Source organism: Pseudonocardia sp. CA-107938 (assembly GCF_050936315.1).
Classification (GTDB): Bacteria; Actinomycetota; Actinomycetes; order Mycobacteriales; family Pseudonocardiaceae; genus Pseudonocardia.
Genome location: NZ_JBNJNA010000001.1, coordinates 118,536 through 141,800, shown reverse-complemented (window position 1 = coordinate 141,800; position 23,265 = coordinate 118,536). Strand labels below are relative to the sequence as shown.

Sequence of the window (23,265 nt, the reverse complement as noted above, 5' to 3'; positions counted from 1 at the left end):
TTTTGCCCATGATCAACGCGCCGGAACCCCGGCGGGTGAACCGCGCCACCCGATGCGGGGTCTGCGCGGCCTCGCCTGCCGGGCGGCCGTCCCCGGCGTCCCTAGCGTTCTCCCGCGGCCGCACGTGGGGCGCGGCGAGGGGGAGCAGTGGTGCGTCGGGGCGTGTTCGTGCTGGCCGTCGTGCTGGCCGGCACCGTGGTAGCCCCCACACCGCCGGCGCGCGCCGCTTCCCCGCCCGTCACCCTGTTCGTCCAGTTCGACCAGCCCTCGGCCTACCAGGCCTACCGCGCCAAGGCGCAGCAGGACCGCGACGCCGCCCGGCGCGCCGCCGCCGACGCCAAGGCGGCGATCAGGGCGAAGACCGACGCCCTGCTGGCCCGGTTCCGCGGCGGCGAGATCAGCGACGTCGTGTTCCGCACCGCCAACGCCGTGCCCGGGGTCGCCGTGCACGCCACTGCGGCCACCGCCCGCGAGCTGGCCCGCGAGCCGGGGGTGCGGTCCGTCCGCCGGCTCGCGACGGTCCGTCCGGGCAACGCGAGCGCCGACCAGCTCGGCCGCGCGGTCAACGCCTGGCAGCAGACCGGCCGGCTGGGCACCGGGGTGCGCATCGGCATCGTCGACACCGGCATCGACTACACCCACGCCGACCTCGGCGGCCCCGGCACCCCCGCCGCCTACGCCGCGATCGACCCGACGGAGACCGACCCGAGGACGTTCCCCACGGCGAAGGTGCTGGGCGGCGTCGACCTCGCCGGCAACGACTACGACGCCGACTCCACCGACCCCGCCCGCACCGTCCCGCAGCCCGACGACAACCCGCTGGACTGCGAGGGCCACGGCACCCACGTCGCCGGCACCGCCGCCGGGCTGGGGGAGAGCCCGGACGGCAGCACGTTCCGCGGCGACCACCGCACCCTCACGCCGGCCGACCTCGACCGCATGCGCATCGGACCCGGCGCGGCACCCGGCGCATCCCTCTACGCGATCAAGGTGTTCGGCTGCACCGGCGGCACCGCGCTGGCCGCGGAAGGCCTCGACCGGGCACTCGACCCGAACGGCGACGGCGACTTCAGCGACCGCGTCGACGTCGTCAACCTCTCGTTGGGCGCCCCGCACGGCGCCGTCGACGACCCGGTGAACGACTTCGTCGGCGCGCTCACCGAGAACGGTGTCCTCGTCGTCGCGTCGGCCGGCAACACCGGCGACGTCTACGACTCCGGCGGGGCCCCCGGCACCAGCCCGGACGCGATCGCGGTCGCGAGCGTCCGCGATCCGGGCGTGCTGCTCGACGCCGTCGAGGTGGCCGGGCTCCCGCCACTGGCCGGCGACTACAGCGCCGACTACCCGGACTACGCCACGCTGGACCGCACGCTGCCCGTCGTCGTGCCCGGCGGCGACCCGCAGGGCTGCAGCCCGTACGACGCGCAGGCCGCCGCCCGCGCGCGCGGCAACATCGTCTGGCTGGAGTGGCCGGACGACCCGGCGGCCCGCACGTGCAAGTCCAAGCAGCGCGCCGACCGCGCGGCCGCCGCGGGTGCAGCCGGGGTGCTGCTCGCGGCCGGGACGGCCGAGTTCGGCGAGAGCCAGATCGGCGGCGACACGCAGGTGCCCGTGTTCCGCATGACCGGTGCCACGACCGCCGCGCTGCGCCCGCTGCTCGCCACCGGCCTGCGCGTGCGGATGGCCGGGGTGCTGGCCGGGAGCCGTCCCGTCGTGCTGCCGGAGATCGCCGACACCCTCAGCGACTTCTCCGCCCGCGGCCTGCACGGCCCGATCATCAAGCCCGACGTGTCCGCGCCCGGCGACACGATCACGTCCGCCCTGTCCGGCTCGGGCACCGGCCGCATCGTCCAGACGGGCACGTCGATGGCCTCGCCGTTCGTCGCCGGTGTCGCTGCGCTGGTCCGCGAGGCGCACCCGGACTGGAACCCGGCGCAGGTCAAGGCGGCGATCATGAACACGGCCGACGGCGACGTCGTGACGGGCCCGCAGCGGCGGCCCGTGCCGCCGATGCGCGCCGGCGCCGGGCGCATCGACGCCCGGGCCGCCCTCACCCCGCCCGTGCTGGCCACGGACGCCGATCGCCCCGGCGCGGTGTCCGTCGGGTTCGGCACCGTCGACGTGCCGCCGGGGGCGCCGTTCACCGCGACCCGGCGCGTCCGCGTCACCAGCACCGGCGCGGCCGTCACCCTCGACGTCGGCTACCGGCCGATCACCACCACCCCCGGCGTGACGATCACTGCCGCGCCGGCCCGGATCAGCGTGCCGGCCGGCGGCGCCGCGCTGGTGGACGTGACGGTGCGCGTGCCCGACCCGGCGGCGCTGCGCCGCAGCGCCGACCCGACCCTCGCGCTCGTCCAGAAGGGCGACCTGGGCGGCGGGGCGCGGCAGTACCTCGCCGACGCCGCCGGACGGCTGGAGCTCACCGGTGGCGGCACCACGATCCGCGTGCCGGTCGGGGTGGCGCCGCGGCCGGCGTCGAGGCTGCACGTCGCCCGGGACGGGGACCGCCTCGCGTTCAGCGGCCGCGGCGTCGACCAGGGCACCGGGCCGGAGGCCTACGTCTCCCGCGCCGGCGTCTTCACCCTCGTCGCGCAGAGCCCGCAGCTGCCGCGGTGCACCGCGCAGCAGACCTCCGGCTGCGTCGTCAACGGGACCGGCAGCGGCGCCGACCTGCGCTACGTCGGCATCACCCGCACCGCGAACGGCACCACGGCCGTCGCGTTCGTCACGTGGGCCGACCTGGCCGGCGTCGGCACGACCACCAACCCGACCGTTTTGTGGGACCTCGACGGCGACGACCGGCCGGACCGCGCCACCGAGCTCGTCACCCTCCCCGACACCGACGTGCTGGTCAGCCGCACGGTCACCAGCGACGGGCGGGTCGTCGACGTGCAACCCGTCAACGGGTTCGACGGCAGCACCGACACCCACACGTTCGACACCGACTCGTGGGTGCTGCCCGTCGGGCCGGGGGTGCTCGGGGCCGGGCCGATCCGCATGCTCGCCCTCGTCCGCGGCGACTACGGACCCCCCGACTCGCCCGATCGGGTGGTGGATGCGATGCCCGGTGCCGTCCGGATCGATCCCCGAACCCTCGGGCCGCCGCCGGCGGCGTCACTCGTCCCGGTGACCGACGGCACCCGGCTCCTGGCTCCGGTGAGCACATCCGCCCTGGTCATCGTGGATCGCAACCCCACCGGTGGCCGCGCGTTCGTGGTGCCGCCACCGCGCTGATCCCGTCACGACAAGTGGGGGGCTGGTGACGGTGTGCCGTCGGGCAGGGGCACAATGGCCCGCTCAGGGGGTGTGTCGCTCCCGCGGTCGGGCACCGGCGCCGTCCCAGGCGCCCCGTTCACCCGTGAGGGCGACCACCAACGGGTGAGGAAGCGCCGGCACGCGCCGTCGCTACGGGTAGCGTGCGGCGGGTTGTCCCGAGCCGGGACCGCCGAGACGGAACTGAGCAGGAGAAGAGGGAACAGGATGCGCCTTGCGGTCATCCCGGGGGACGGAATCGGGCCGGAGGTCATCGAGGAGGCGCTCAAGGTCCTCAACGAGGTCTCCCCGGGCGCCGAGACCACGACATACGACCTCGGCGCAGCCCGCTGGCACGCCACCGGCGAGCTCCTCCCCGAGACGGTGCTCACCGAGCTCCAGCAGCACGACGCGATCCTGCTCGGCGCCGTCGGCGACCCGTCGGTGCCCAGCGGCATCCTCGAACGCGGCCTGCTGCTGCGCCTGCGGTTCGAGCTCGACCACCACGTGAACCTGCGCCCCGCGAAGCTCTACCCCGGCGTGCGCGGCCCGCTCTCCGGCGTCAACGAGATCGACATGGTCGTCGTGCGCGAAGGCACCGAGGGTCCCTACGTCGGCACCGGCGGCATCCTGCGCAAGGACACCGAGCACGAGATCGCCACCGAGGTGTCCACCAACACCGCGTTCGGCGTCGAGCGGGTCGTCCGCGACGCCTTCGCGCGGGCCGAGCGCCGCCCCCGCAAGCACCTCACGCTCGTCCACAAGACCAACGTGCTCACCTTCGCCGGCGCGCTGTGGTCGCGCATCGTCGAGGAGGTGTCGCTGGAGCACCCCGAGGTGTCCGTGGCCTACCAGCACGTCGACGCCACCACGATCCACCTGGTCACCGACCCCGGCCGGTTCGACGTCATCGTCACCGACAACCTCTTCGGCGACATCCTCACCGACCTCGCCGCCGCCGTCACCGGTGGCATCGGGCTCGCCGCCAGCGGCAACCTCGACGTCTCGCGGCGCAACCCGAGCATGTTCGAGCCGGTGCACGGCAGTGCCCCCGACATCGCCGGTCAGGGCATCGCCGACCCCACCGCCGCCATCCTGTCCGTGGCACTGCTCCTCGACCACCTCGGCCAGGTCGACGCCGCCCGCCGCGTCGAAGCCGCCGTCGCCTTCGACCTGGCGACCCGCGACCACAGCGCCACCGGCCACACCCGCTCGATCGGCGACCGCCTCGCCGCCCTCGTCAGCACGCACGTGGCGGCGCCGACGAGCTGAGGCCGTCGCAGGTTGGCTGCAACGGAGCCAGCGCAGCCAGTCGGCATGGTGATCATGGGCAAAACGTGGCGCACAGAGATCAACGAGCCACGTTTTGCCCATGATCACCACAATCCCCGGCGCCAACCCGGCACGTATAGCCGCACAGCCCGCCCCGACCGCCCTCTCGCGGCGGGAGACGCCGCGATCCCAGGCCGGGCGGTGTCTTGACGGTCCCGTGTGGTGGGTGTGGCGGTGATCAAGGGCAAAATGTCGTTCAGCAAGATCGACAAGCGACATCTCGCCCTTGATCACCGCACAACCGCTCGCCCGACCCCGGCCGCCTCCTCCCGCCACCGAGGTGCGGCGGCCCGGCCTCCCGCGGTCCAGCGGTGTGTGATCATGGGCAAAACGTCGTCCGCGGAGATCGACAAGCGACGTTTTGCCCATGATCACCGCAACTCGCCCGCCCCAGCTGGTGGACGGGGACGTTCCACTCGGCGTCGGGGAGACCGGTCGACGCCCACAGCCGCCTCGCGTCGCGTTCCGCTGCCGACCGCCCGGCCGTCAGCTCCCGCAGGACGAGCCGCGGCGGTAGCGCTGCAGCCCGGGGACTCTCGGAGCGAGGGGCGCGCGGACCTGGAGCACCGTGGTCCGGAACATGCGCCCTCCCTACTACAACCTGCGGATCTCCCACGATGTGGGAACGAGATGTGACACAGCGGGACGGCCCGTGCCACTCTCTGCGCTATGACGCAGTTCGCAGCGCTCATTATCGGCAGGCGCGTCGGCTAGCAGGACCCGGCCGACGCGCAGACCTCTCGCACCCGCGGGGGGTCTTTTTTGTTGCCCGACCCACCACAGCAACCATCACTGGAGCCCCCGGATGTCCCGCACGCAGCCTGCCGGTACGCCGCTCGGAGACGCGTTCCACGTCTACGACACGACCCTGCGCGACGGCGCCCAGCGGGAGGGGATCAGCTACTCGGTCGCCGACAAGCTGGCCGTCGCCCGGCACCTGGACGCGCTCGGGGTGGGGTTCATCGAGGGCGGCTGGCCGGGGGCGCTGCCGAAGGACACCGAGTTCTTCGCCAGGGCCGCGGCCGGTGAGCTGCAGCTGCGGCACGCGGCGCTCGTCGCGTTCGGCGCCACCCGCAAGGCCGGCACGACCGCGGCCGTGGACCCCCAGGTGCGGGCGCTGCTGGACAGCCAGGCGCCGGTCGTCACGCTGGTGGCGAAGTCCGACCGCCGCCACGTCGAGCGCGCCCTGCGCACCGATGTCGCGGAGAACTGCGCGATGGTGTCGGACACCGTCGCGTTCCTCGTGGGCGAGGGCCGCCGGGTCTTCGTCGACGCCGAGCACTTCTTCGACGGCTACGCGTTCGACCCCGACACCGCGCTGCGGGTGCTCGACGCGGCCGTCACCGCGGGCGCCGACGTGGCGGTGCTCTGCGACACCAACGGCGGCATGCTCCCCCTGGGCATCGCCGAGGTCGTCACGGAGGTGGCCGCCCGCACCGGCTTCCGGCTGGGCATCCACTGCCAGGACGACACCGGCTGCGCGGTGGCCAACTCCGTGGCCGCCGTGCAGGCCGGCGCGACGCACGTCCAGTGCACCGCGAACGGCTACGGCGAGCGGGCCGGCAACGCCGACCTGTTCCCCGTCGTCGGGAACCTCGTGACCAAGCTGGGGATGCCCGTCCTACCGGACGGCGCCCTGGCGGAACTCACCCGCACCTCGCACGCGTTGGCGGAGATCGCCAACATCGCACCCGACACCCACCAGGCCTATGTCGGGTCGTCAGCGTTCGCCCACAAGGCGGGACTGCACGCGAGTGCGATCAAGGTCGACCCCGAGCTGTACAACCACATGGACCCTGTGGACGTCGGCAACGGGCAGCGGGTGCTGGTCACGGAGATGGCCGGCCGGGCCAGTGTCGAGCTCAAGGGTGCCGAGCTCGGCCTGGACCTGGCCGGCCGGCCCGACGCCACGTCGGCGGTCGTCGCCACCGTGAAGGAGCGCGAGGCGCAGGGCTGGTCGTTCGAGGCGGCCGACGCGTCGCTGGAGCTGCTGATGCGGGCCGCGATCGGCGACCGCGCCCCCGCCCCGTTCACGCTCGAGTCGTACCGGGTGATCACCGAGCGCCGGGCCGACGGGGAGGTGGTCGCCGAGGCCACCGTCAAGGTGCTGGTGGACGGGCGGCGGTTGATCGCGACGGAGGAGGGCAACGGTCCCATCAACGCGCTCGACGCGGCCCTGCGCTCGGCCCTCACCGCGTCGTGCCCGTGGCTGCAGGACGTGGAGCTGGCCGACTACAAGGTCCGCATCCTGACCCCGGGCGGCGCGCAGGACGAGCACGGCACCGCCGCCGTCACCCGCGTGCTCGTGGAGAGCGCGGACCGGGACGGTGCCTGGACCACCGTCGGCGTGCACGGCAACGTCGTCGAGGCGTCCTGGCTGGCGCTGGTGGACGCGCTGGCCTACGCCGCACTGCGGGCCAGGAGGCCGGTGGCGACCTCGGCCCGCTGATCCCCGAGCGGTGCACGGGCCGAGCTGGTGGGTGGTCTCGTCGCCGACGCGACCGGCATCGGGTTGGATCGGGCTCGTGATGGAGCGGATCGACCTGTTCTGTGACACCGTGCCGCGCCAGTGGGCCACGGTGACCGACACCGGGCCGCTGCGGATCTTCACGCGGACCACGCCCGGATTCCCGTTCTACGCCCGCCCGATCCCCGGTGCCGGCCCGGTGACCGCGGAGGACGTCGCCCGCGTGCGGGCGGCGCAGCGCGGGCTGGGTGTGCCGGAGACGTTCGAGTGGGTGTTCGCGACGGCTCCCTCCATGGACGCCGCGGTGCGCGCGGCGGGCCTGTCGGTGCAGGTGTGCCCCATCATGGTGCTGGACGGGATGCCCCGCCCGATGCCGTTCCCCGACGGGTTCAGGGCCCGGCTGCTCGGCCCGGCCGACGGTGATCTGGCCGCCGCGGCGCACGCGCACCTGATCGTGGCGTCGACGGCGTTCGGCGCGCCGATCCCGGCCGCGCCGACGGCGCAGACGGTGGCCGCGCTGGCCGCCGACCTGGCGGCGGGGCGGATCGCGCGGCTGCTCGTCACGGGCCCCGACGGCGTGGTGGCGGCCGGGTCGATCCAGCGCAGCGGCGACGTGGCGGAGCTCGTCGGCATCGCCACCGCGGCCACCCACCGCGGGCTGGGCATCGGGGCGGCCGTCACCGCGCGGCTGGCCGAGGTGGCCCGTAAGGCGGGCGTGGACCTGGTGTTCCTGTCGGCCGGTGACGCGTCCGCGACGCGGGTCTACGAGCGCGTCGGCTTCCGGCAGGTGGGCCGCTGCGGCATCGCAGAGCCGTAGCAGCGCGACCTCACACAGCGCGCGGCCACCGCACACACCGCCCAACCTGTGTGACGGGGCCGTGCGCTGTGTGACGTCCTCAGGTGCGGGCCGGGGTCGCGGGGCGGCGGGCCCACTCCGGCGCGTGCTCGGGCAGCGGGCCGATCGAGACGAGCCGTGCCGGCAGACCCTGGAGCACCGGGAACCGCTGGAGCAGCCGCAACGGGAGGGGGAGGCTCTCGAGCGGCGCGTCGGGGATGACGGCGTCGGCCATCCCGGCGGCGGTGGCGGTGTGCGGCAGCTGCGTCGGCTCGTCGCGCATGATCTGGCCGAACAGTCCCTTGTGAGCTGCGCGCTGCACGCCCTGGATGATCGCGGTCGGGAGCAGCCGCCGGCGCTGGACGCGGTGCAGCAGCGACCGCGGCACGATGCCGCCCGACCGCAGGGCCGGGGCGAGGATCCGGGCCGCGGCGACGGCGTCGGCGACGGCCAGGTTGATCCCGACGCCGCCGACCGGCGACATGGCGTGCGCGGCGTCGCCGATGAGCAGCAGCCCGTCGAGGTCCCAGCGGCGGAGCCGGTTGAGCTGCACGTCGAGCAGGCTGACCTGGTCGAACGACTCCAGCTCCGCCATCCGGTCGGCCATCCACGGCAGCAGCGCGGCGAAGCGGCGGCGCAGCTCCTCGATGCCGGCGGCGCGCAGCTCGCCGTCGCTGCCCTTGCGGATCAGGTAGGCGCACTGCCAGTAGTCGCCGCGGTCGATCATCACGCACATCTGGCCCGTGGAGATCCGCCCGACGCCGCCGACGGGGTCGCCGTCACGGCGGGAGAGCCGGAACCACCAGACGTCCATCGGCACGCCGAACGAGCGCGGCGCCAGCCCGGCCGCGGCGCGCACGGCCGAACCCCGCCCGTCACAGGCGACGGTCAGCGTGGCGCGGATCTCGTGCTCGGTGCCGGCCACGCGGTCGCGGTACCGGACGCCGACCACCCGGTCGCCGTCGCGGACGACGTCGATCACCTCCGCGTTGCGGCGCAGGGTGAACGTGGGCTCCTCGGCCGCCGCGTCGGCGAGCACGTCGAGGAAGTCCCACTGGGGGACGAGCGCGATGTACGGGTGCGCGCCGGGCAGCCGGCGCATGTCCGCCACGGTGATGGCGCCCTCGTCGAACTGCATGCGCATCGTCTCGATGCGCCGGTGCGGGACCTGCGCGAAGCGTGGGCCGAGGCCGAGCTCGTCGATGAGGTTCTGGGTGGAGGTGTGGACGGTGTCGCCGCGGAAGTCCCGCAGGAAGTCCTTGTGCTTCTCCAGCACGGTGACCTCGATGCCGGCCCGCGCCATGAGCAGGCCGAGCACCATCCCCGCAGGGCCACCGCCGACGACGAGGCAGGTCGTGCGCTCCATATTCGTCATGTGTTGAATTTAGCGCGGCAGGAGGTCTGCCACAAGACCGCTCACCTGGTCGGACGGGTGACGCCGGGCCGGTGTGCAACCGGCTCGACCGCTCGGCTACAGTGGTGCACACAGGGCGCGACCGGGCCAGGTCGCGGATCCCTTGGGGTATGGTGTAATTGGCAGCACGACTGATTCTGGTTCAGTTAGTCTAGGTTCGAGTCCTGGTACCCCAGCGAAACTCCTCGCAATCACCTGCTGTACGATTGCGGAGCTTGTTTCAGAGGCCCCGTCGTCTAGTGGCCTAGGACGCCGCCCTCTCAAGGCGGTAGCGCGGGTTCGAATCCCGTCGGGGCTACACCGAAACGCCCGGGCTCGCAGAATTGCGAGCCCGGGCGTTTTCGTCATTTGCGCCTGGTCCGAGCGAGCCGCTACTCGCGGTTGCGGCCGACGGTTCCGCCCTCGCCATCGGGATTCGGCGTCTTCGTCGCCGATGCCGACGCCGACGGGCTCGCCGACGGCGGCTCCGACGAGGGCGGCGGCTCCTTCGACGTGGGCGGCACGGTCGTGGTGGGCGCGACGGTGGTGGTGCGCGGCGCCGGAGGCTTCGGCTTCGGCGTAGGCGTCGGCCGCGGCTCCGAGGTGGGCACCACCGTCGTCGGTGCCGGGGTGTTCGGCAGGTCCACCGCGACCTTCCCGGCCGGCGTGATCACCGCCGACGTGTGCGGCAGCAGGAACGCCGCCCCGATCACCGCCACCGCAGCGGCCGCACCGCCGACGCCCACGAGCAGGGCAGGTGACCTGCGCCGGGTCGGGGGCTCGTCGGGGTACTCGGCGTAGGCGACGCCGTAGTCCTCGGCGTACGGGCCGTAGTCGTCGCCGTAGGCGTCGCCCTGGTCGTACCCGTACCCGCCGGCGTGGCCGTTGGATCCGTTGCGGTACCCGGCGGCGCCCACGGGCGGGCGGTCCGGGAACGGGGCGGGCATCGGCGCGGCAGCTCGCAGCGGCGGCGTGCCACCGGTGCCCGACGGGCCCGGCCAGGCGCCGGTGCCACCGGGCAGCCCGGCGACGGGCGGGCCGAGCGGGCGCCGCGCGTGCCCGCCCGTGGCGGACGCCGCGGCCGGGGTGAGGGCGAGCGCAGCGCCCTTCGCGATGGCGTTCTTCGGGTCGGCGTCGACGGCGACGGGCCGTCCGAGCTGCTGCGACACCAGTTCGCCGACCAGCGGGATCCGGGAGGAGCCGCCGACGAGCAGCACCGCCGTCAGCTGCTCCGGGGTGCGACCGGCGGAGTTGATCGCGCGCCGCAGGGCCGCGACGGTCTCCTCGATCTGCGGGCCGATCATGGCCTCGAACTCGCTGCGGTGGAGCCGCACCGAGCCGCGAGCGCCCGGCAGGAGCACCGGGATCGTCACCTCGGTGTCGGACGAGAGCGCCTCCTTGGCCTCCCGGCAGTCGCGACGCACCGCCGCGACCGCGGCGAGCGCCGCGGGATCGTCGTCGTCCAGCGCGTCGAACGCGTCGGGGAGTGCCTCGCGCACGTGGTCGAAGATCATGTCGTCGAAGTCGACGCCGCCGAGCCGCTCCACGCCCTCCGGCCGGCCGAGCAGGGTGAACGTGCCCATCGGGTCCTTGTGGACGACGGCGGCGTCGAACGTGCCGCCGCCGAGGTCGTAGACCGCGATCGTGGAGCCCGGTTCGACCCGCTCGGCCGCGGCGTAGTGCAGGGCGGCGGCCTGCGGCTCGGCGAGGAACATCACCTGCAGGCCCTGCGCGGCCAGCGCGTTGCCCATCAGCTCGATCTTGTGGCCGCCCCAGGACGCGGGGTGGGTGACCGCGATCCGGGTGGCCGGGCCGCCCTCGCGCTGCGCGACCCGGTCGACCGTCCAGCGGGCGAGCCGGGCGGAGAGGTCCTCCGGCGCCCACGGCCGGCCGCCGACGACGATCGGGGTGGGGTCGCCGATGCGCCGCTTGAACTCGCGCACGACGTGGTCTACGTCGGTGACCGCACGGCGCTCGGCGGCCTCGCCGACCACGATCGAGCCGTCGTCGCCGAGGTAGAGGACCGACGGCACGGAGCTGGCGCGGTCGCCGAGTGCGACGACCTCGATGTCCCCCGGTCCGCTACCGGCGTGGGAGATCGCCGCCGACGTGCGCGTGGTGCCCACGTCGATGCCGATCACGTAACTCATCGCTCTCCCATTCGGCCAGGTCGAGGCACACGGTAGCGGCACTGCGCTGCGCGACGGACGGGCGGCGCACCGTAACGGCCGTCTCCGGGTTGCACAAATGCGTCGAGAACGACGTTGTGGTGATCAAATAGCCTTGTTGATCACCGCAACGTCGTTCTCGACGAGTGCCCGGCTACAGCCTGTGCTGCAACGCCTCCGCGGCCGCGAGGAGGTCGGCGGCCCAGCGCACGCCGGGGCGGCGGCCGATGCGGTCGATCGGCCCCGACACCGACACCGCCGCGATGACCTGGCCCGAACCGTCGCGCACGGGCGCGGAGACGCTCGCCACGCCCGTCGCCCGCTCCGCGACGCTCTGCGCCCAGCCGCGGCGGCGCACGTCGACGAGCACCCGTTCGCCGAACGACGCCTCGGCCAGCACGGCGCGCTGCACGGCGGGCTCGGCCCACGCGGCGAGCACCCGGGCGCCGGAGCCTGCGGTCATCGGCAGCCGGCTGCCGACGGGCACGGTGTCGCGCAGCCCGCTGGCCGGCTCGGCGGCGGCGATGCAGACGCGCTGGTTGCCGTCGCGGCGGTAGAGCTGCACGCTCTCGCCGGTGATGTCGCGCAGCCGCGGCAGCACGGCGCCTGCGGCCTCGACGAGCGGGTCGGCGCCGCCCGCGGCGAGCTCGGCCAGCGTGGGGCCGGGGCGCCAGCGGCCGTCGTTGCCGCGGTGCAGCAGCCCGTGCGCCTCGAGGCCGACGGCGAGCCGGTGGGCGGTGGCGCGGGGCAGCCCGGTGCGCTGGCAGAGCTCGGCCAGGCCGCACGGCTCGGCGGCTGCGGCACGCAGCACCCCTACCGCCTTGTCGAGCACCCCGATGCCGCTAGACTGTCTCACGAAACGATATTAACTTCCCGAAATGTGAGACGTCCAGAGGAGGCGGCCGACGTGGGACGCGAATCTCGCCCGAGAACGTTGGCGGAGAAGGTGTGGGACGACCACCTCGTCCGCAAGGGCGAGGGTGAAGAGCCCGATCTGCTCTACATCGACCTGCACCTGGTGCACGAGGTCACCAGCCCGCAGGCCTTCGAGGGGCTGCGGCTCGCGGGCCGCAAGGTCCGCCGCCCGGACCTCACCGTCGCCACCGAGGACCACAACGTCCCCACCACCGACGTCGAGCTCCCGATCGCCGACCCGGTCTCGCGCACGCAGGTGGAGACGCTGCGCCGCAACTGCGCCGAGTTCGGCGTGCCGCTCTACCCGATGAACCACGCCGAGCAGGGCATCGTGCACGTCGTCGGCCCGCAGCTGGGACTCACCCAGCCCGGCCTGACCGTGGTCTGCGGCGACTCGCACACGTCCACGCACGGCGCGTTCGGGGCGATGGCGTTCGGCATCGGCACGTCAGAGGTGGAGCACGTGCTCGCCACCCAGACGCTGCCGCTGCGCCCGTTCCGCACCATGGCGATCAACATCAACTCGTCCGACGGCCGGCTGCGCGAGGGCGTCACCAGCAAGGACGTCGTGCTCGCGATCATCGCGAAGATCGGCACCGGCGGTGGCCAGGGCTACGTGCTGGAGTACCGCGGCAACGTCGTCGAGAACCTGTCGATGGAAGCCCGCATGACGATCTGCAACATGTCGATCGAGGCGGGCGCCCGCGCCGGCATGATCGCGCCGGACGACACCACGTTCGAGTACCTGAAGGGCCGCGACCGGGCTCCGCAGGGCGCGGAATGGGACGCCGCCGTCGAGGCGTGGCGGCAGCTGCGCACCGACGACGACGCGCAGTTCGACGCCGAGGTCGACATCGACGCCGACGCGCTCACCCCGTTCGTCACCTGGGGCACCAACCCCGGCCAGGGCCTGCCGCTGTCGGAGCGGGTGCCCGACCCGGCCACGATCGTCGACGAGAACGAGCGGATCGCCGCGGAGAACGCGCTGGCCTACATGGGGCTCGAGGCCGGGATGCCGCTGCGCGACATCAAGGTCGACACGGTGTTCGTCGGCTCGTGCACCAACGGGCGGATCGAGGACCTGCGCTCCGTCGCGGAGATCCTCGACGGCCGCACTGTGGCCGACGGCGTGCGCATGCTGGTCGTGCCGGGATCGATGCGGGTGCGCTTCCAGGCCGAGTCCGAGGGCCTGGACAAGGTGTTCACCGCCGCCGGCGCCGAGTGGCGCTCGGCGGGCTGCTCGATGTGCCTGGGCATGAACCCCGACACGCTCGCGCCCGGTGAGCGCAGCGCGTCGACGTCGAACCGCAACTTCGAGGGCCGCCAGGGCAAGGGCGGCCGCACCCACCTCGTCTCGCCGCTGGTCGCCGCTGCGACCGCCGTCCGCGGCACCCTCTCCAGCCCGGAGGACCTGGTCTGATGGAACCCTTCACCACCCACACCGGTATCGGCGTGCCGCTGCGCCGCTCCAACGTCGACACCGACCAGATCATCCCGGCCGTCTACCTCAAGCGGGTCTCGCGCACCGGCTTCGAGGACGGCCTGTTCTCCGCGTGGCGTCAGCACCCGGACTTCGTGCTCAACCAGGAGCCGTTCAACCGCGGGTCGGTGCTGGTCGCCGGCCCCGACTTCGGCACGGGCTCGTCGCGCGAGCACGCGGTCTGGGCGCTCATGGACTACGGGTTCCGCGTCGTCATCTCGTCGCGGTTCGCCGACATCTTCCGCGGCAACTCCGCCAAGCAGGGCCTCGTCGCCGCGCAGGTGGCGCAGGACGACGTCGAGCTGCTGTGGAAGCTGCTGGAGAACCAGCCGGGCACCGAGGTCACCGTCGACCTGCGGGAACGCACGGTGCACGCGGCCGATCTCACGGTGGCGTTCCGCATCGACGACTACACGCGCTGGCGGCTGCTCGAAGGGCTCGACGACATCGGGCTGACCTTGCGGCACGCCGAGGAGATCGCCGCGTTCGAGGCGGCCCGCCCGTCCCGGCTGCCCACCACCGCGCAGGTCTGACGAACCCCGCACGTCGGTGAATCCGTTGTGCCCCAACGGGTTCAGCGGCGCGTGTCACGTGGCGTCCGGCCCCGACCAGGCCTTACGGTCGGCGGCATGAACAAGACCCAGCTCGTGGACGCGCTCGCCGAGCGCCTCGGCGACCGGCGCACCGCGGCCACCGCGGTCGACGGGCTGCTCGAGACCATCGTGGACACCGTCCGCGGTGGAGACACCGTGTCGATCACCGGTTTCGGCGTGTTCGAGGGCAGGGCCCGCGCTGCCCGGACGGCCCGCAACCCCCGCACCGGCGAGCCGATCGCCGTCCCGGCGGCCACGGTACCCGCGTTCCGGCCAGGTGCCGGGTTCCGCAGCGCGGTCGGCAACGGCAGCGCACCGCAGCCGGTCGCGGCCGCCGAGCCCGTCGCGGAGGCCAAGCCGGCGAAGAAGGCCAAGTCGAAGCAGTCCTTCGCCGCAGCCCCCGCGAAGCCGGCCAAGAAGGCCGAAGCGAAGCCGGAGAAGAAGGCGAAGAAGGGCGAGGCGAAGGCGAAGAAGGGCAAGAAGTAGCGCGACGAACGACGTCACACAGCGCGCGGCCGCCGCACACAAGGTGCAACCTGTGTGCGGCGGCCGCGCGCTGTGTGAGGTCCGTCAGCGGGCGGGGCGGTCGAGCAGCTCCAGGTGGTCGTCCGAGGAGAGGTCGCGCCCCTTCGTCTCCGGCATGAGCACCACGGTGACGACGGAGATGACCGCGAGGCCGATCGCGTACCAGTAGAACGCGCCGGGCGCGCCGATCGAGGCGAACCAGGCCTGCAGGTAGGGCGCGGTGCCACCGAACAGCGCGACCGCGATCGAGTACGGCACGCCCAGCCCGGCGGCCCGGATCGACGTCGGGAACATCTCGGCGTACACGGCGGGGCCGATCGAGGAGAACCCGCCGATGATGATCAGCGCGATGGACATCGCCACGGCCAGCATCACGGCGCTGTTGCCGATCATCGCGTTCAACGGGATCAGCAGGAGGCCCATCGCGGCGCACGCGATCAGGAGCACCGGCCGGCGCCCGATGCGGTCGGAGAGCATGCCCCACAGCGGCAGCACCGCCACGAAGATCACCTGGGCGACCACGCCCGCCCACAGCGCGCCCCGCGCGTCGATGCCGCGGTTGGTGATGGCGAACGACGGCGCGGCGACGGCCCACACGTAGTAGATCACCGTGGCGCCCATCGTCAGGCCGATCACGCGCAGCAGCAGGATCCGGTGCCCCGCGATCTGCCGCCACAGCGCCGGCCGCTCGACGGGCGCGATCGCCGCGGCCGCCGCGGTGTAGGTGTCGGTCTCGTGCATCCGCGAGCGGATCCACAGCGCGAAGAGGCCGAAGACGCCGCCCAGGACGAACGGGATCCGCCAGCCGTACGCCGCCATCTCGTCCTTGGTCAGCACGGTGGCGAGCACGGCACCCATCAGCGTGCCGACGATGATCCCGCAGGTGCCGGAGAAGTAGATCAGGCTCGACCACAGGCCGCGCTTCTCGCGCGGCGCCATCTCGGACAGGTAGGTCTGCGCCGCCGGCAGCTCGCCGCCGTGCGCGAGGCCCTGCGCGAGCCGCGCCACCACCAGCACGACCGGCGCGAGGACGCCGATCGTCTCGTAGGTCGGCGTGAGCCCGATGACCAGGCTGCCGGCCGCTGCGAGCCCGACGGCCAGCATCATCGAAAGCTGCCGCCCGCGCCGGTCGGCCACCCAGCCGAACACGAACCCGCCGAACGGGCGGGCGACGAAGCCGACCGCGAACACCGCGAGCGTCTTCAGCACGTCCGACGTCGTGTCGCCGCTGTGGAAGAACTGCGCCGCGAGGTACGCCGTGAACGTGGCGTAGATGTTCCAGTCGTACCACTCCAGCGCGTTGCCGACGCCGATCCCGACGATGGTGCGCGCCTTCGACTGAGTGGCGCCCGGCGCGCTCACGACCGCACCGCCAGCTTCGCGACGGCGAGCCCCGCGTACACGGCTGCCGCGTCGGCCAGGACGCTGTCGTCGAAGCGGGCCCGGGGCGAGTGGTTGAACGGCGCCTGGAGCGGATCGACGTCCGGCGGGCAGGCACCGAGCCCGACGAAAGCGCCGGGCACCGCCTGCAGCACGCGGGAGAAGTCCTCTGAACCGCTGATCGGCCGTTCCAGCTCCATGTAGCGCTCCTCCCCGACGAGCTCACGGATCACGTCCGCGGCGAAGCCCGCTTGCTCGGTGTCGTTGACGGTGAGCGGGTACTCACCGACGAACTCCCACTCGGCGGTGACCCCGTGGGTCGAAGCCACCCCGTCGAGCACCCGGCCGATGACCGTGCGCAGCCGATCGGCGTTCACCTCGCTGAAGCGCCGCACGGTGGCCTCGAACGACGCGGTGTCGGGGATGATGTTGCGCCGGGTACCGCCGTTGATCACCCCGACCGAGAGCACCACCGGGTCGAAGACGTCGAACGTCCGGGTGATCATCGTCTGCAGCGAGGTCACCATGTCGGCGGCGGCGGTGATCGGGTCGCGGGCCAGGTGCGGCGCCGAACCGTGCCCACCCGATCCGTGCACGGTCACCTGCAGCCCGTGCGACGCAGCGAGGATGGGCCCCGGCCGGCCGACGAAGGTTCCCTTCGGCACGAGGCTGGAGAACACGTGCATGCCGAACGCGTGGTCGACGCGGCGGCCGGCCGCGTCCAGCACGCCCTCGCGGAGCATCACGGAGGCCCCGTCGTAGCCCTCCTCGCCGGGCTGGAACATGAACACGACGTCCCCGGAGAGCCGGTCGCGGTGCTGCGCCAGCAACCGGGCGGCCCCGATCAGCGCGGTGGTGTGCAGGTCGTGGCCGCACGCGTGCATGGCGCCGTTCGCGGACGCGAACTCCTCCCCGCTCTCCTCCACGACCGGCAGCGCGTCCATGTCGCCGCGCAGCAGCACGGTCCGCGGCTCGGTCGTCGAGGCGCCGCCACGCAGCACCGCCACCACCGAGGTGGTGTCGGTGCCGGTGGACACCTCCAGGGGCAGCCCAGCCAGCTCGGCGAGCACCCGCTCCTGGGTGCGGGGCAGGTCCAGACCCAGCTCGGGCTCCGCGTGCAGCGCGTGGCGCAACTGCGCCAGATCGTCCTGCAGGGCGAGGGCGTCGGCCCGGATGGTGGCGAGCATGCACTGTCCCTTCCTCCGTGATGCGCCACAGTTTGAGCCTGATCGACGCAGTCGGCTGGCCGGAACCACGGATTCGCCGATCTCAGCCCGTCGGGGTCGGGTAGTAGTCCGCCGCCCGCAGCCGGCCTCCGGCGAACGTCAGCACCCACACGCTCGCCTTGCGCGACGGCACGTCCGCCAGGTCGACGCCCAGGTCCTGGCCGCTCTCCTCGACCAGCGCCGCCACCACGTCCGGGATCACCCCGCCCTGGCTGGAGAGCACGGTGACGCCGGGCGCGGCCGCGAGCGCCCGCACCCGGTCCACGCCGGCGTCGGGATCGGCCCAGTAGCCCGCCTCACCGAGCAGCGGCTCGATGCCGATGGTCAGCTCGGCCGCCGCGGCGAACGTCGCGACGGTGTCGATGCACCGGACGGGCGGGGCGCTGCTGACCCGGTCCGGGCCGAACAGCGGCAGCAGCTTCGTCACCTGGGCCGCCTGGTCGCGGCCCGTGCTCGACAGCGGGCGCTGGTCGTCGTCGCCGTCCCACTGGCTGCGGCTGCCCGCCTTGGCGTGCCGCACGAGCAGCACCGTCGACCCGGGCACACCGATGGCGGCGAACCGGCGCAGCACGCCGGCGTCGTGCGGGTAGCTCAGCAGCCGGGCCGCCTTGGCGAGGTCGACGAAGCGCAGCTCGTCGACCTCGTCGTTGGGGGTGAACGCGCCGCCGCGCACCTCCGCGGCCCAGTAGTGCACCACCTTCGGGCCGGTCGGACCGGTGTAGGACACGCGGCCCAGTCGGGCGCCGAGGCGCACCGCCAGACCGGCCTCCTCCGCCGTCTCCCGCACCGCGCACGCCAGCAGCGTCTCGCCGGGATCGAGCTTGCCCTTCGGCAGCGACCAGTCGTCGTAGCGGGGCCGATGGACCAGCGCCACCTCGACGCCGGCCGGGCCCACCCGCCACGCCACGCACCCGGCGGCCTGCACCGCCGCCGCGCTCGCCGTGCGGCTCACGCCGACTCGTCGTCCGTCTCGACCGCGGCCGGCGCGTGCACGATCATCATCTCGGACTGGTGGTCGCGGACCGGGGAGATGCCCGAGTCCGCCTCGGGCGAGGGCACCCACGAGCCGTCGGCGTGCAGGACCCAGCAGCGGGTGGCCGGGTCCAGGCAGGAGTCCAGCACCTCCGCGAGCCGCCTGGCCGGGCGCTCCGACACCCGCAGCAGCACCTCCACCCGGCGGTCCAGGTTGCGGTGCATCATGTCGGCGCTGCCGATCCAGTACTCGTCCGCGGCCCCGAAGTGGAAGATCCGCGAGTGCTCGAGGAACCGGCCCAGGATCGACCGGACGTGGATGTTGTCCGAGAGCCCCGGGTAGCCGGGCCGCAGCGCGCAGATGCCGCGCACCACGACGTCGACCGGCACGCCGGCCTGCGACGCCCGGTAGAGCGCGTCGATCACCTGCTCGTCGACCAGCGAGTTGACCTTGATACGGACGCGCGCGTGGGAGTTGCCCGCCCGGTGGGCCTCGATCTCCTCCTCGATCCGGCGCACGATCCCGCGCCGCACCCCGTACGGGGCGACGAGCAGGCTGCGGTAGCTGGTCTGCCGCGAGTACCCGGTCAACGTGTTGAACAGGTCGGTGAGGTCGGCGCCGATCGTCGGGTCGGCGGTGAGCACGCCGATGTCCTCGTACAGGCGCGCGGTCTTGGGGTGGTAGTTGCCGGTGCCGATGTGGCAGTAGCGGCGGATCGCTCCGCCCTCCTGCCGCACCACCATCGACGTCTTGCAGTGCGTCTTCAGCCCGACCAGGCCGTACACGACGTGCACGCCGGCCTTCTCCAGCTCGCGCGCCCAGCGGATGTTGGCCTGCTCGTCGAACCGCGCCTTGATCTCCACCAGCGCGACGACCTGCTTGCCGGCCTCCGCGGCGTCGACCAGCGCGTCGACGATCGGGGAGTCGCCGGACGTGCGGTAGAGCGTCTGCTTGATCGCCAGCACGTTCGGGTCGGCGGCGGCCTGCTCGATGAACCGCTGGACGCTCGTGGAGAACGAGTCGTACGGGTGGTGCACCAGCACGTCGCCCTCGCGCAGGGTGGCGAAGATGCTCTGCGGGTTCTCCCGGTCGGCGAACGCCGGGTGCGTCGCCGGCACGAACGGCTCGTCCTTGAGGTCGGGCCGGTCCACGGCGTGCACGGCCCACAGCGCGGTGAGGTCGAGCAGGCCCGGCACGGTGATCACGTCGGCGGGGTCCACGTCGAGCTCGCGCAGCAGCAGCTCCAGCACGTGCTCGCTCATCTGGTCGGTGACTTCGAGCCGCACCGGCGGACCGAACCGGCGGCGCGCGAGCTCCCGCTCCAGCGACTGGAGGAGGTCCTCGTCGCGGTCCTCCTCCACCTCCAGGTCGGCGTTGCGGGTGACCCGGAACTCGCCGACCTCCGCCACCTCCATGCCCGTGAACAGCTGGTCGAGGTGCGCGGCGATCAGGTCCTCGATCGGCAGGAACGTGATCTCGGTGCGGTCGCCGCCCGGCGCGGTGGCCACCCGCACCAGCCGCGGCACGTTGTTGGGCACCTTCACGCGGGCGAACCGCTCGGTGCCGCCCTCCGGGTCGCGCACGGTGACGGCCAGGTTGAGCGAGAGCCCCGAGATGTACGGGAACGGGTGCGCCGGGTCGACGGCGAGCGGCGTGAGCACCGGGAAAACCTGCGCGGAGAAGTACTCCGACAGCCGCTCGCGCTCGTCGTCGGACAGCTCGTCCCAGCGTCGGATGTGGATGCCCTGCTCCTCCAGCTGCGGCCGCACCTGGTCGAGGAACACGTGCGCGTGCGCGTCGGCGATCGCCTGCGTGCGCGCCGCGATGCGCGTCACCTGCTCGCGCGGGGACAGGCCGTCGGCGCTGCGCACCGCGAGGCCCGTCTCGTCGCGACGCTTCAGGCCCGCCACCCGCACCATGTAGAACTCGTCGAGGTTCGACGCGAAGATCGCCAGGAACTTCGCCCGCTCCAGCAGCGGCTGGCTCGGGTCCTCCGCCAGCGCCAGCACGCGCGCGTTGAAGTCGAGCCACGACAGCTCGCGGTTCAGGTAGCGGTCGTCGGGCAGCTCGGAGACCGGAGCGGGGGTACGGGCCGGTGGGCTGACCGGCACGGCGGCCGACGGTGCGGCACCGTCGGTGCGGGGTGCGGGCACCGCAGGGACCGGATCGGGGACGGGCGCGGTCACCGGCCGGGCCTGCGCCTCGGTCGCCGGCACGGCCGCTGCCGCCATCCTGCGCGTCGTCGGCCGTGGCGGCCGCCGGCCGGACCGGGCCTTCCTCGCGTCGTTCTCCTCACCCACAACGCTGATTCTTCCCCACGCGAGCCGGATCCGTCGGGTCCCACACCTACCTTCCGGGTGACCGCGCTCGCGGTCACGCCCCGGCGTACTCGATCACGGCCAGGTTGCGCCGTCCGCGTCGCAGCACCAGCCAGCGGCCGTGCAGCAGCTCGGCCGGCGACACCACCGCGTCCTCCGCGGCGACCTTCACGTTGTTGACGCTGGCGCCGCCCTCGTTGACCGTGCGCCGCGCGGCCGACCGGCTGGGCGCCAGGCCCGTCGCGACGAACAGGTCGACCACCTCGCCCAGCTCGCCGACCGTGGCCGACGGCAGTTCGGCGAGTGCCGCCGCCAGCGTCGCCTCGTCCAGGTCGGACATGTCCTCGCGCCCGAACAGGGCCTGCGACACCGAGATCACCGCGGCGCACTGCTCGGCGCCGTGCACCAGCGTCGTGAGCTCCTCGGCCAGCGCGCGCTGCGCGGCCCGGGCCTGCGGCCGCTCCGCCGTCACCTTCTCCAGCTCGTCCAGCTCGTCGCGCGACTTGAACGACAGCACCCGCAGGTAGCGGGCCACGTCGCGGTCGTCGGTGTTGAGCCAGAACTGGTAGAAGGCGTACGGCGAGGTCATCTCCGGGTCGAGCCAGAGCGTGCCCGTCTCCGTCTTGCCGAACTTGGTGCCGTCCGCCTTCGTCAGCAACGGGGTGGCGAGCGCGTGCACCTCCGCCTGCGGCTCCAACCGGTGGATCAGGTCGAGGCCGGCCGTGAGGTTGCCCCACTGGTCGCTGCCGCCCTGCTGCAGCGTGCAGCCGTAGCGGCGGAACAGCTGCAGGTAGTCGAACGCCTGCAGCAGCTGGTAGCTGAACTCCGTGTAGCTGATGCCCTGCTCGGACTGCAGCCGCTGGGCCACCGAGTCCTTCGTGAGCATCTTGTTGACGCGGAAGTGCTTGCCGACGTCACGCAGGAAGTCCAGCGCCGACAGGCCCGCCGTCCAGTCCAGGTTGTTGACCATCGTGCAGGCGTTCGCGCCCTCGAACGACAGGTACGGCTCGATCTGCGCGCGCAGCCGCCGCGCCCACCCCGCCGTCACCTCGGGGTCGTTCAGCGTGCGCTCGGCCGTCGGACGCGGATCGCCGATCTGCCCCGTTGCCCCGCCGACCAGCGCGATCGGCCGGTGCCCGGCCTGCTGCAGCCGGCGCATCGTCAACACCTGCACCAGGTGCCCGACGTGCAGGCTCGCCGCGGTCGGGTCGAACCCGCAGTAGTACGTGACCGGACCGGCCGCGAGCGCCTTGCGCAAGGCGTCCTCGTCGGTGGACTGGGCCAGCAGCCCGCGCCACCGCAGCTCGTCGACGATGTCCGTCACGGTCGGGTCTCTCCTCGGGTGCGTGGTCGAAAGCCCGTCCAGTCTATGGCCCGCCCCCGAAGGCGTTGCCGCGGCGCAACCCCCGTCGCCCACGGGCCAACTCGCCGTCGTGAACGGGGCAACTCGCGATCCCGATCCGGGCAACTCGCGATCCCGATCCGGGCAACTCGCGGTCCCGATCAGGGCAACTCGCGATCCCGACCCGGGCAACTCGCGGGGCCGCGCTCGTGACTCGCCGCGAGTTGCCCCTCTCGGGACGGCGAGTTGCCCGGATCGGGTCGGCGAGTTGGCCGTCTTGGGACGGCGAGTTGCCCGGATCGGGATCGCGAGTTGGCCGCTTCGGGATATGCCCGGTGGGTCAGCAGCCGGGGGCGCTCGGGGCCAGCACGCAGCGGGTGTGCGGGCCCAGGCCCAGTTCGGCGGCGACGCGCAGGTCGTCGGCGGTGTCGACGTCGCGGCGCAGGCCCGGCCACTCGCCCACGAGCTCGACGGCGCCGGCCGCGCGGTGCCGCGCGGCCGATCCGACGCCGAACCGCGGGTCCAGCTCGTGCCCCGGCGCGGTGACGAGCATGGTGGTGCCGGTGCCGTCCGCGTCGGCGCAGAAGGCGGCGCGGGCACCGGCGGTGAACGCTCGCCACGCCGCGTCGAGGGCCGCGTCCAGCTCGGCGGGACGCAGCGCCGGGAGGTCGGCCTGCAGCGCCGCGACGGGGCCGCTCGTGCCGAGCAGCCGGGCGCCGTGCCGGTAGGCCTCGTTGAGCCCCGCGACGGGTCCGTCCGGCACCACCTCGACGCCGACGGCGGCGAGCTCGGCCGCGACGACCGGGTCGGCGCTCACGACGACGAGCCGGCCCACGCCGATGGCCGCGCGGACGGCGGCGATCGTGTCGTGCGCGAGGGCGAGCGCGAGTCGGGCGTGCGCGGTGGGCTCGCCGACGCCGTCGTCGGCGGCGCCGCGCAGCCGGGTCTTCGCGGCGTCGAGCGACTTGACCGGCACGACGAGGCCGAAGGGCGGGGGAGGCGTCCTCACCCCACCATGGTGCACCGCACAGGGCCCGTAGTGGACCACGGGCGGCGGGGCCGG

Annotated in this window: 16 protein-coding genes and 2 tRNA genes; 9 read left to right on the top strand and 9 right to left on the bottom strand. The window is 73.4% G+C overall.

Annotated features, from left to right (window positions below):
- The first annotated feature begins 150 nt into the window (after positions 1 to 150).
- The 4 genes from ACQEVB_RS00625 (at position 151) to ACQEVB_RS00610 (ending at position 7,871) form a co-directional block, all read left to right on the top strand.
- Entirely contained in the window at positions 151 to 3,237 is a 3,087-nt protein-coding gene (locus tag ACQEVB_RS00625) for a S8 family serine peptidase (protein WP_432963264.1), read from the top strand.
- A 246-nt stretch (positions 3,238 to 3,483) separates the two neighbouring features.
- Entirely contained in the window at positions 3,484 to 4,527 is a 1,044-nt protein-coding gene (locus ACQEVB_RS00620) for a 3-isopropylmalate dehydrogenase (RefSeq protein WP_432963261.1), read from the top strand.
- A gap of 865 nt (positions 4,528 to 5,392) precedes the next feature.
- The gene (cimA, locus tag ACQEVB_RS00615) at positions 5,393 to 7,036 is read left to right on the top strand and encodes a citramalate synthase (RefSeq protein WP_432963258.1); all 1,644 of its coding nucleotides are present in this window, start codon (positions 5,393 to 5,395) and stop codon (positions 7,034 to 7,036) included.
- A gap of 79 nt (positions 7,037 to 7,115) precedes the next feature.
- Positions 7,116 to 7,871, top strand: a complete 756-nt coding sequence (locus ACQEVB_RS00610) for a GNAT family N-acetyltransferase (RefSeq protein WP_432963255.1) — start codon at positions 7,116 to 7,118, stop codon at positions 7,869 to 7,871.
- Between the two features lie 79 nt (positions 7,872 to 7,950).
- Here ACQEVB_RS00610 and ACQEVB_RS00605 read toward each other — a convergent pair whose 3' ends face one another.
- Positions 7,951 to 9,264: an FAD-dependent oxidoreductase gene (locus ACQEVB_RS00605; protein ID WP_432963252.1), complete on the bottom strand. Its 1,314-nt coding sequence runs from the start codon at positions 9,262 to 9,264 to the stop codon at positions 7,951 to 7,953.
- 143 nt (positions 9,265 to 9,407) lie between these two features.
- Here ACQEVB_RS00605 and ACQEVB_RS00600 point away from each other — a divergent pair.
- Positions 9,408 to 9,479 (top strand) — tRNA-Gln (locus ACQEVB_RS00600).
- A gap of 49 nt (positions 9,480 to 9,528) precedes the next feature.
- Positions 9,529 to 9,601 (top strand) — tRNA-Glu (locus ACQEVB_RS00595).
- Between the two features lie 73 nt (positions 9,602 to 9,674).
- Here the strand turns inward: ACQEVB_RS00595 and ACQEVB_RS00590 are convergent.
- Both ACQEVB_RS00590 and ACQEVB_RS00585 read right to left on the bottom strand, forming a co-directional pair.
- Entirely contained in the window at positions 9,675 to 11,432 is a 1,758-nt protein-coding gene (locus ACQEVB_RS00590) for an Hsp70 family protein (RefSeq protein ID WP_432963249.1), read from the bottom strand.
- A 172-nt stretch (positions 11,433 to 11,604) separates the two neighbouring features.
- The gene (locus ACQEVB_RS00585; RefSeq protein ID WP_432963246.1) at positions 11,605 to 12,306 is read right to left on the bottom strand and encodes an IclR family transcriptional regulator; all 702 of its coding nucleotides are present in this window, start codon (positions 12,304 to 12,306) and stop codon (positions 11,605 to 11,607) included.
- A 51-nt stretch (positions 12,307 to 12,357) separates the two neighbouring features.
- Here ACQEVB_RS00585 and leuC point away from each other — a divergent pair, with 51 nt between their 5' ends.
- The 3 genes from leuC to ACQEVB_RS00570 all read left to right on the top strand — a co-directional run bounded on the left by leuC (position 12,358) and on the right by ACQEVB_RS00570 (position 14,924).
- Complete coding sequence (leuC, locus tag ACQEVB_RS00580) at positions 12,358 to 13,785, top strand: 3-isopropylmalate dehydratase large subunit (RefSeq protein ID WP_432963243.1); 1,428 nt, start codon at positions 12,358 to 12,360, stop codon at positions 13,783 to 13,785.
- A complete protein-coding gene (leuD, locus tag ACQEVB_RS00575; RefSeq protein WP_432963240.1) occupies positions 13,785 to 14,378 on the top strand; it encodes a 3-isopropylmalate dehydratase small subunit in 594 nt (197 codons plus the stop codon). Before leuC ends, leuD begins: the two co-directional genes overlap by 1 nt.
- A gap of 96 nt (positions 14,379 to 14,474) precedes the next feature.
- The gene (locus ACQEVB_RS00570) at positions 14,475 to 14,924 is read left to right on the top strand and encodes an HU family DNA-binding protein (protein ID WP_432963237.1); all 450 of its coding nucleotides are present in this window, start codon (positions 14,475 to 14,477) and stop codon (positions 14,922 to 14,924) included.
- 84 nt (positions 14,925 to 15,008) lie between these two features.
- Here the strand turns inward: ACQEVB_RS00570 and ACQEVB_RS00565 are convergent, their stop codons facing one another.
- From ACQEVB_RS00565 to cofC, 6 genes are all read right to left on the bottom strand, one after another.
- Positions 15,009 to 16,325 (bottom strand): MFS transporter, encoded by a 1,317-nt coding sequence (locus tag ACQEVB_RS00565; RefSeq protein ID WP_432963234.1) that lies wholly within the window; start codon positions 16,323 to 16,325, stop codon positions 15,009 to 15,011.
- Positions 16,322 to 17,530 carry a M20 metallopeptidase family protein gene (locus tag ACQEVB_RS00560; RefSeq protein ID WP_432963231.1) on the bottom strand — a complete coding sequence of 403 codons (1,209 nt, stop codon included), beginning with the start codon at positions 17,528 to 17,530 and terminating at the stop codon, positions 16,322 to 16,324. The genes ACQEVB_RS00565 and ACQEVB_RS00560 overlap by 4 nt, the downstream gene beginning before the upstream one ends.
- Before the next feature lie 82 nt (positions 17,531 to 17,612).
- Positions 17,613 to 18,521 carry an NUDIX hydrolase gene (locus ACQEVB_RS00555; protein ID WP_432963228.1) on the bottom strand — a complete coding sequence of 303 codons (909 nt, stop codon included), beginning with the start codon at positions 18,519 to 18,521 and terminating at the stop codon, positions 17,613 to 17,615.
- Complete coding sequence (locus tag ACQEVB_RS00550) at positions 18,518 to 20,773, bottom strand: RNA degradosome polyphosphate kinase (RefSeq protein WP_432963225.1); 2,256 nt, start codon at positions 20,771 to 20,773, stop codon at positions 18,518 to 18,520. The genes ACQEVB_RS00555 and ACQEVB_RS00550 overlap by 4 nt, the downstream gene beginning before the upstream one ends.
- 142 nt (positions 20,774 to 20,915) lie before the next feature.
- Positions 20,916 to 22,184: a tyrosine--tRNA ligase gene (tyrS, locus tag ACQEVB_RS00545; RefSeq protein ID WP_432963222.1), complete on the bottom strand. Its 1,269-nt coding sequence runs from the start codon at positions 22,182 to 22,184 to the stop codon at positions 20,916 to 20,918.
- 358 nt (positions 22,185 to 22,542) lie between these two features.
- Entirely contained in the window at positions 22,543 to 23,211 is a 669-nt protein-coding gene (gene cofC, locus ACQEVB_RS00540; RefSeq protein ID WP_432963219.1) for a 2-phospho-L-lactate guanylyltransferase, read from the bottom strand.
- Positions 23,212 to 23,265: the final 54 nt, after the last annotated feature.

Bases quoted from the DNA above. Each gene is read 5' to 3' on its own strand.
- cimA (WP_432963258.1), top strand. From the start codon at position 5,393: ATGTCCCGCACGCAGCCTGCCGGTACGCCGCTCGGAGACGCGTTCCAC.
- ACQEVB_RS00605 (WP_432963252.1), bottom strand. From the start codon at position 9,264: ATGACGAATATGGAGCGCACGACCTGCCTCGTCGTCGGCGGTGGCCCT.
- ACQEVB_RS00570 (WP_432963237.1), top strand. From the start codon at position 14,475: ATGAACAAGACCCAGCTCGTGGACGCGCTCGCCGAGCGCCTCGGCGAC.
- ACQEVB_RS00610 (WP_432963255.1), top strand. From the start codon at position 7,116: ATGGAGCGGATCGACCTGTTCTGTGACACCGTGCCGCGCCAGTGGGCC.
- ACQEVB_RS00590 (WP_432963249.1), bottom strand. From the start codon at position 11,432: ATGAGTTACGTGATCGGCATCGACGTGGGCACCACGCGCACGTCGGCG.
- leuD (WP_432963240.1), top strand. From the start codon at position 13,785: ATGGAACCCTTCACCACCCACACCGGTATCGGCGTGCCGCTGCGCCGC.
- ACQEVB_RS00620 (WP_432963261.1), top strand. From the start codon at position 3,484: ATGCGCCTTGCGGTCATCCCGGGGGACGGAATCGGGCCGGAGGTCATC.
- ACQEVB_RS00560 (WP_432963231.1), bottom strand. From the start codon at position 17,530: ATGCTCGCCACCATCCGGGCCGACGCCCTCGCCCTGCAGGACGATCTG.
- ACQEVB_RS00550 (WP_432963225.1), bottom strand. From the start codon at position 20,773: ATGGCGGCAGCGGCCGTGCCGGCGACCGAGGCGCAGGCCCGGCCGGTG.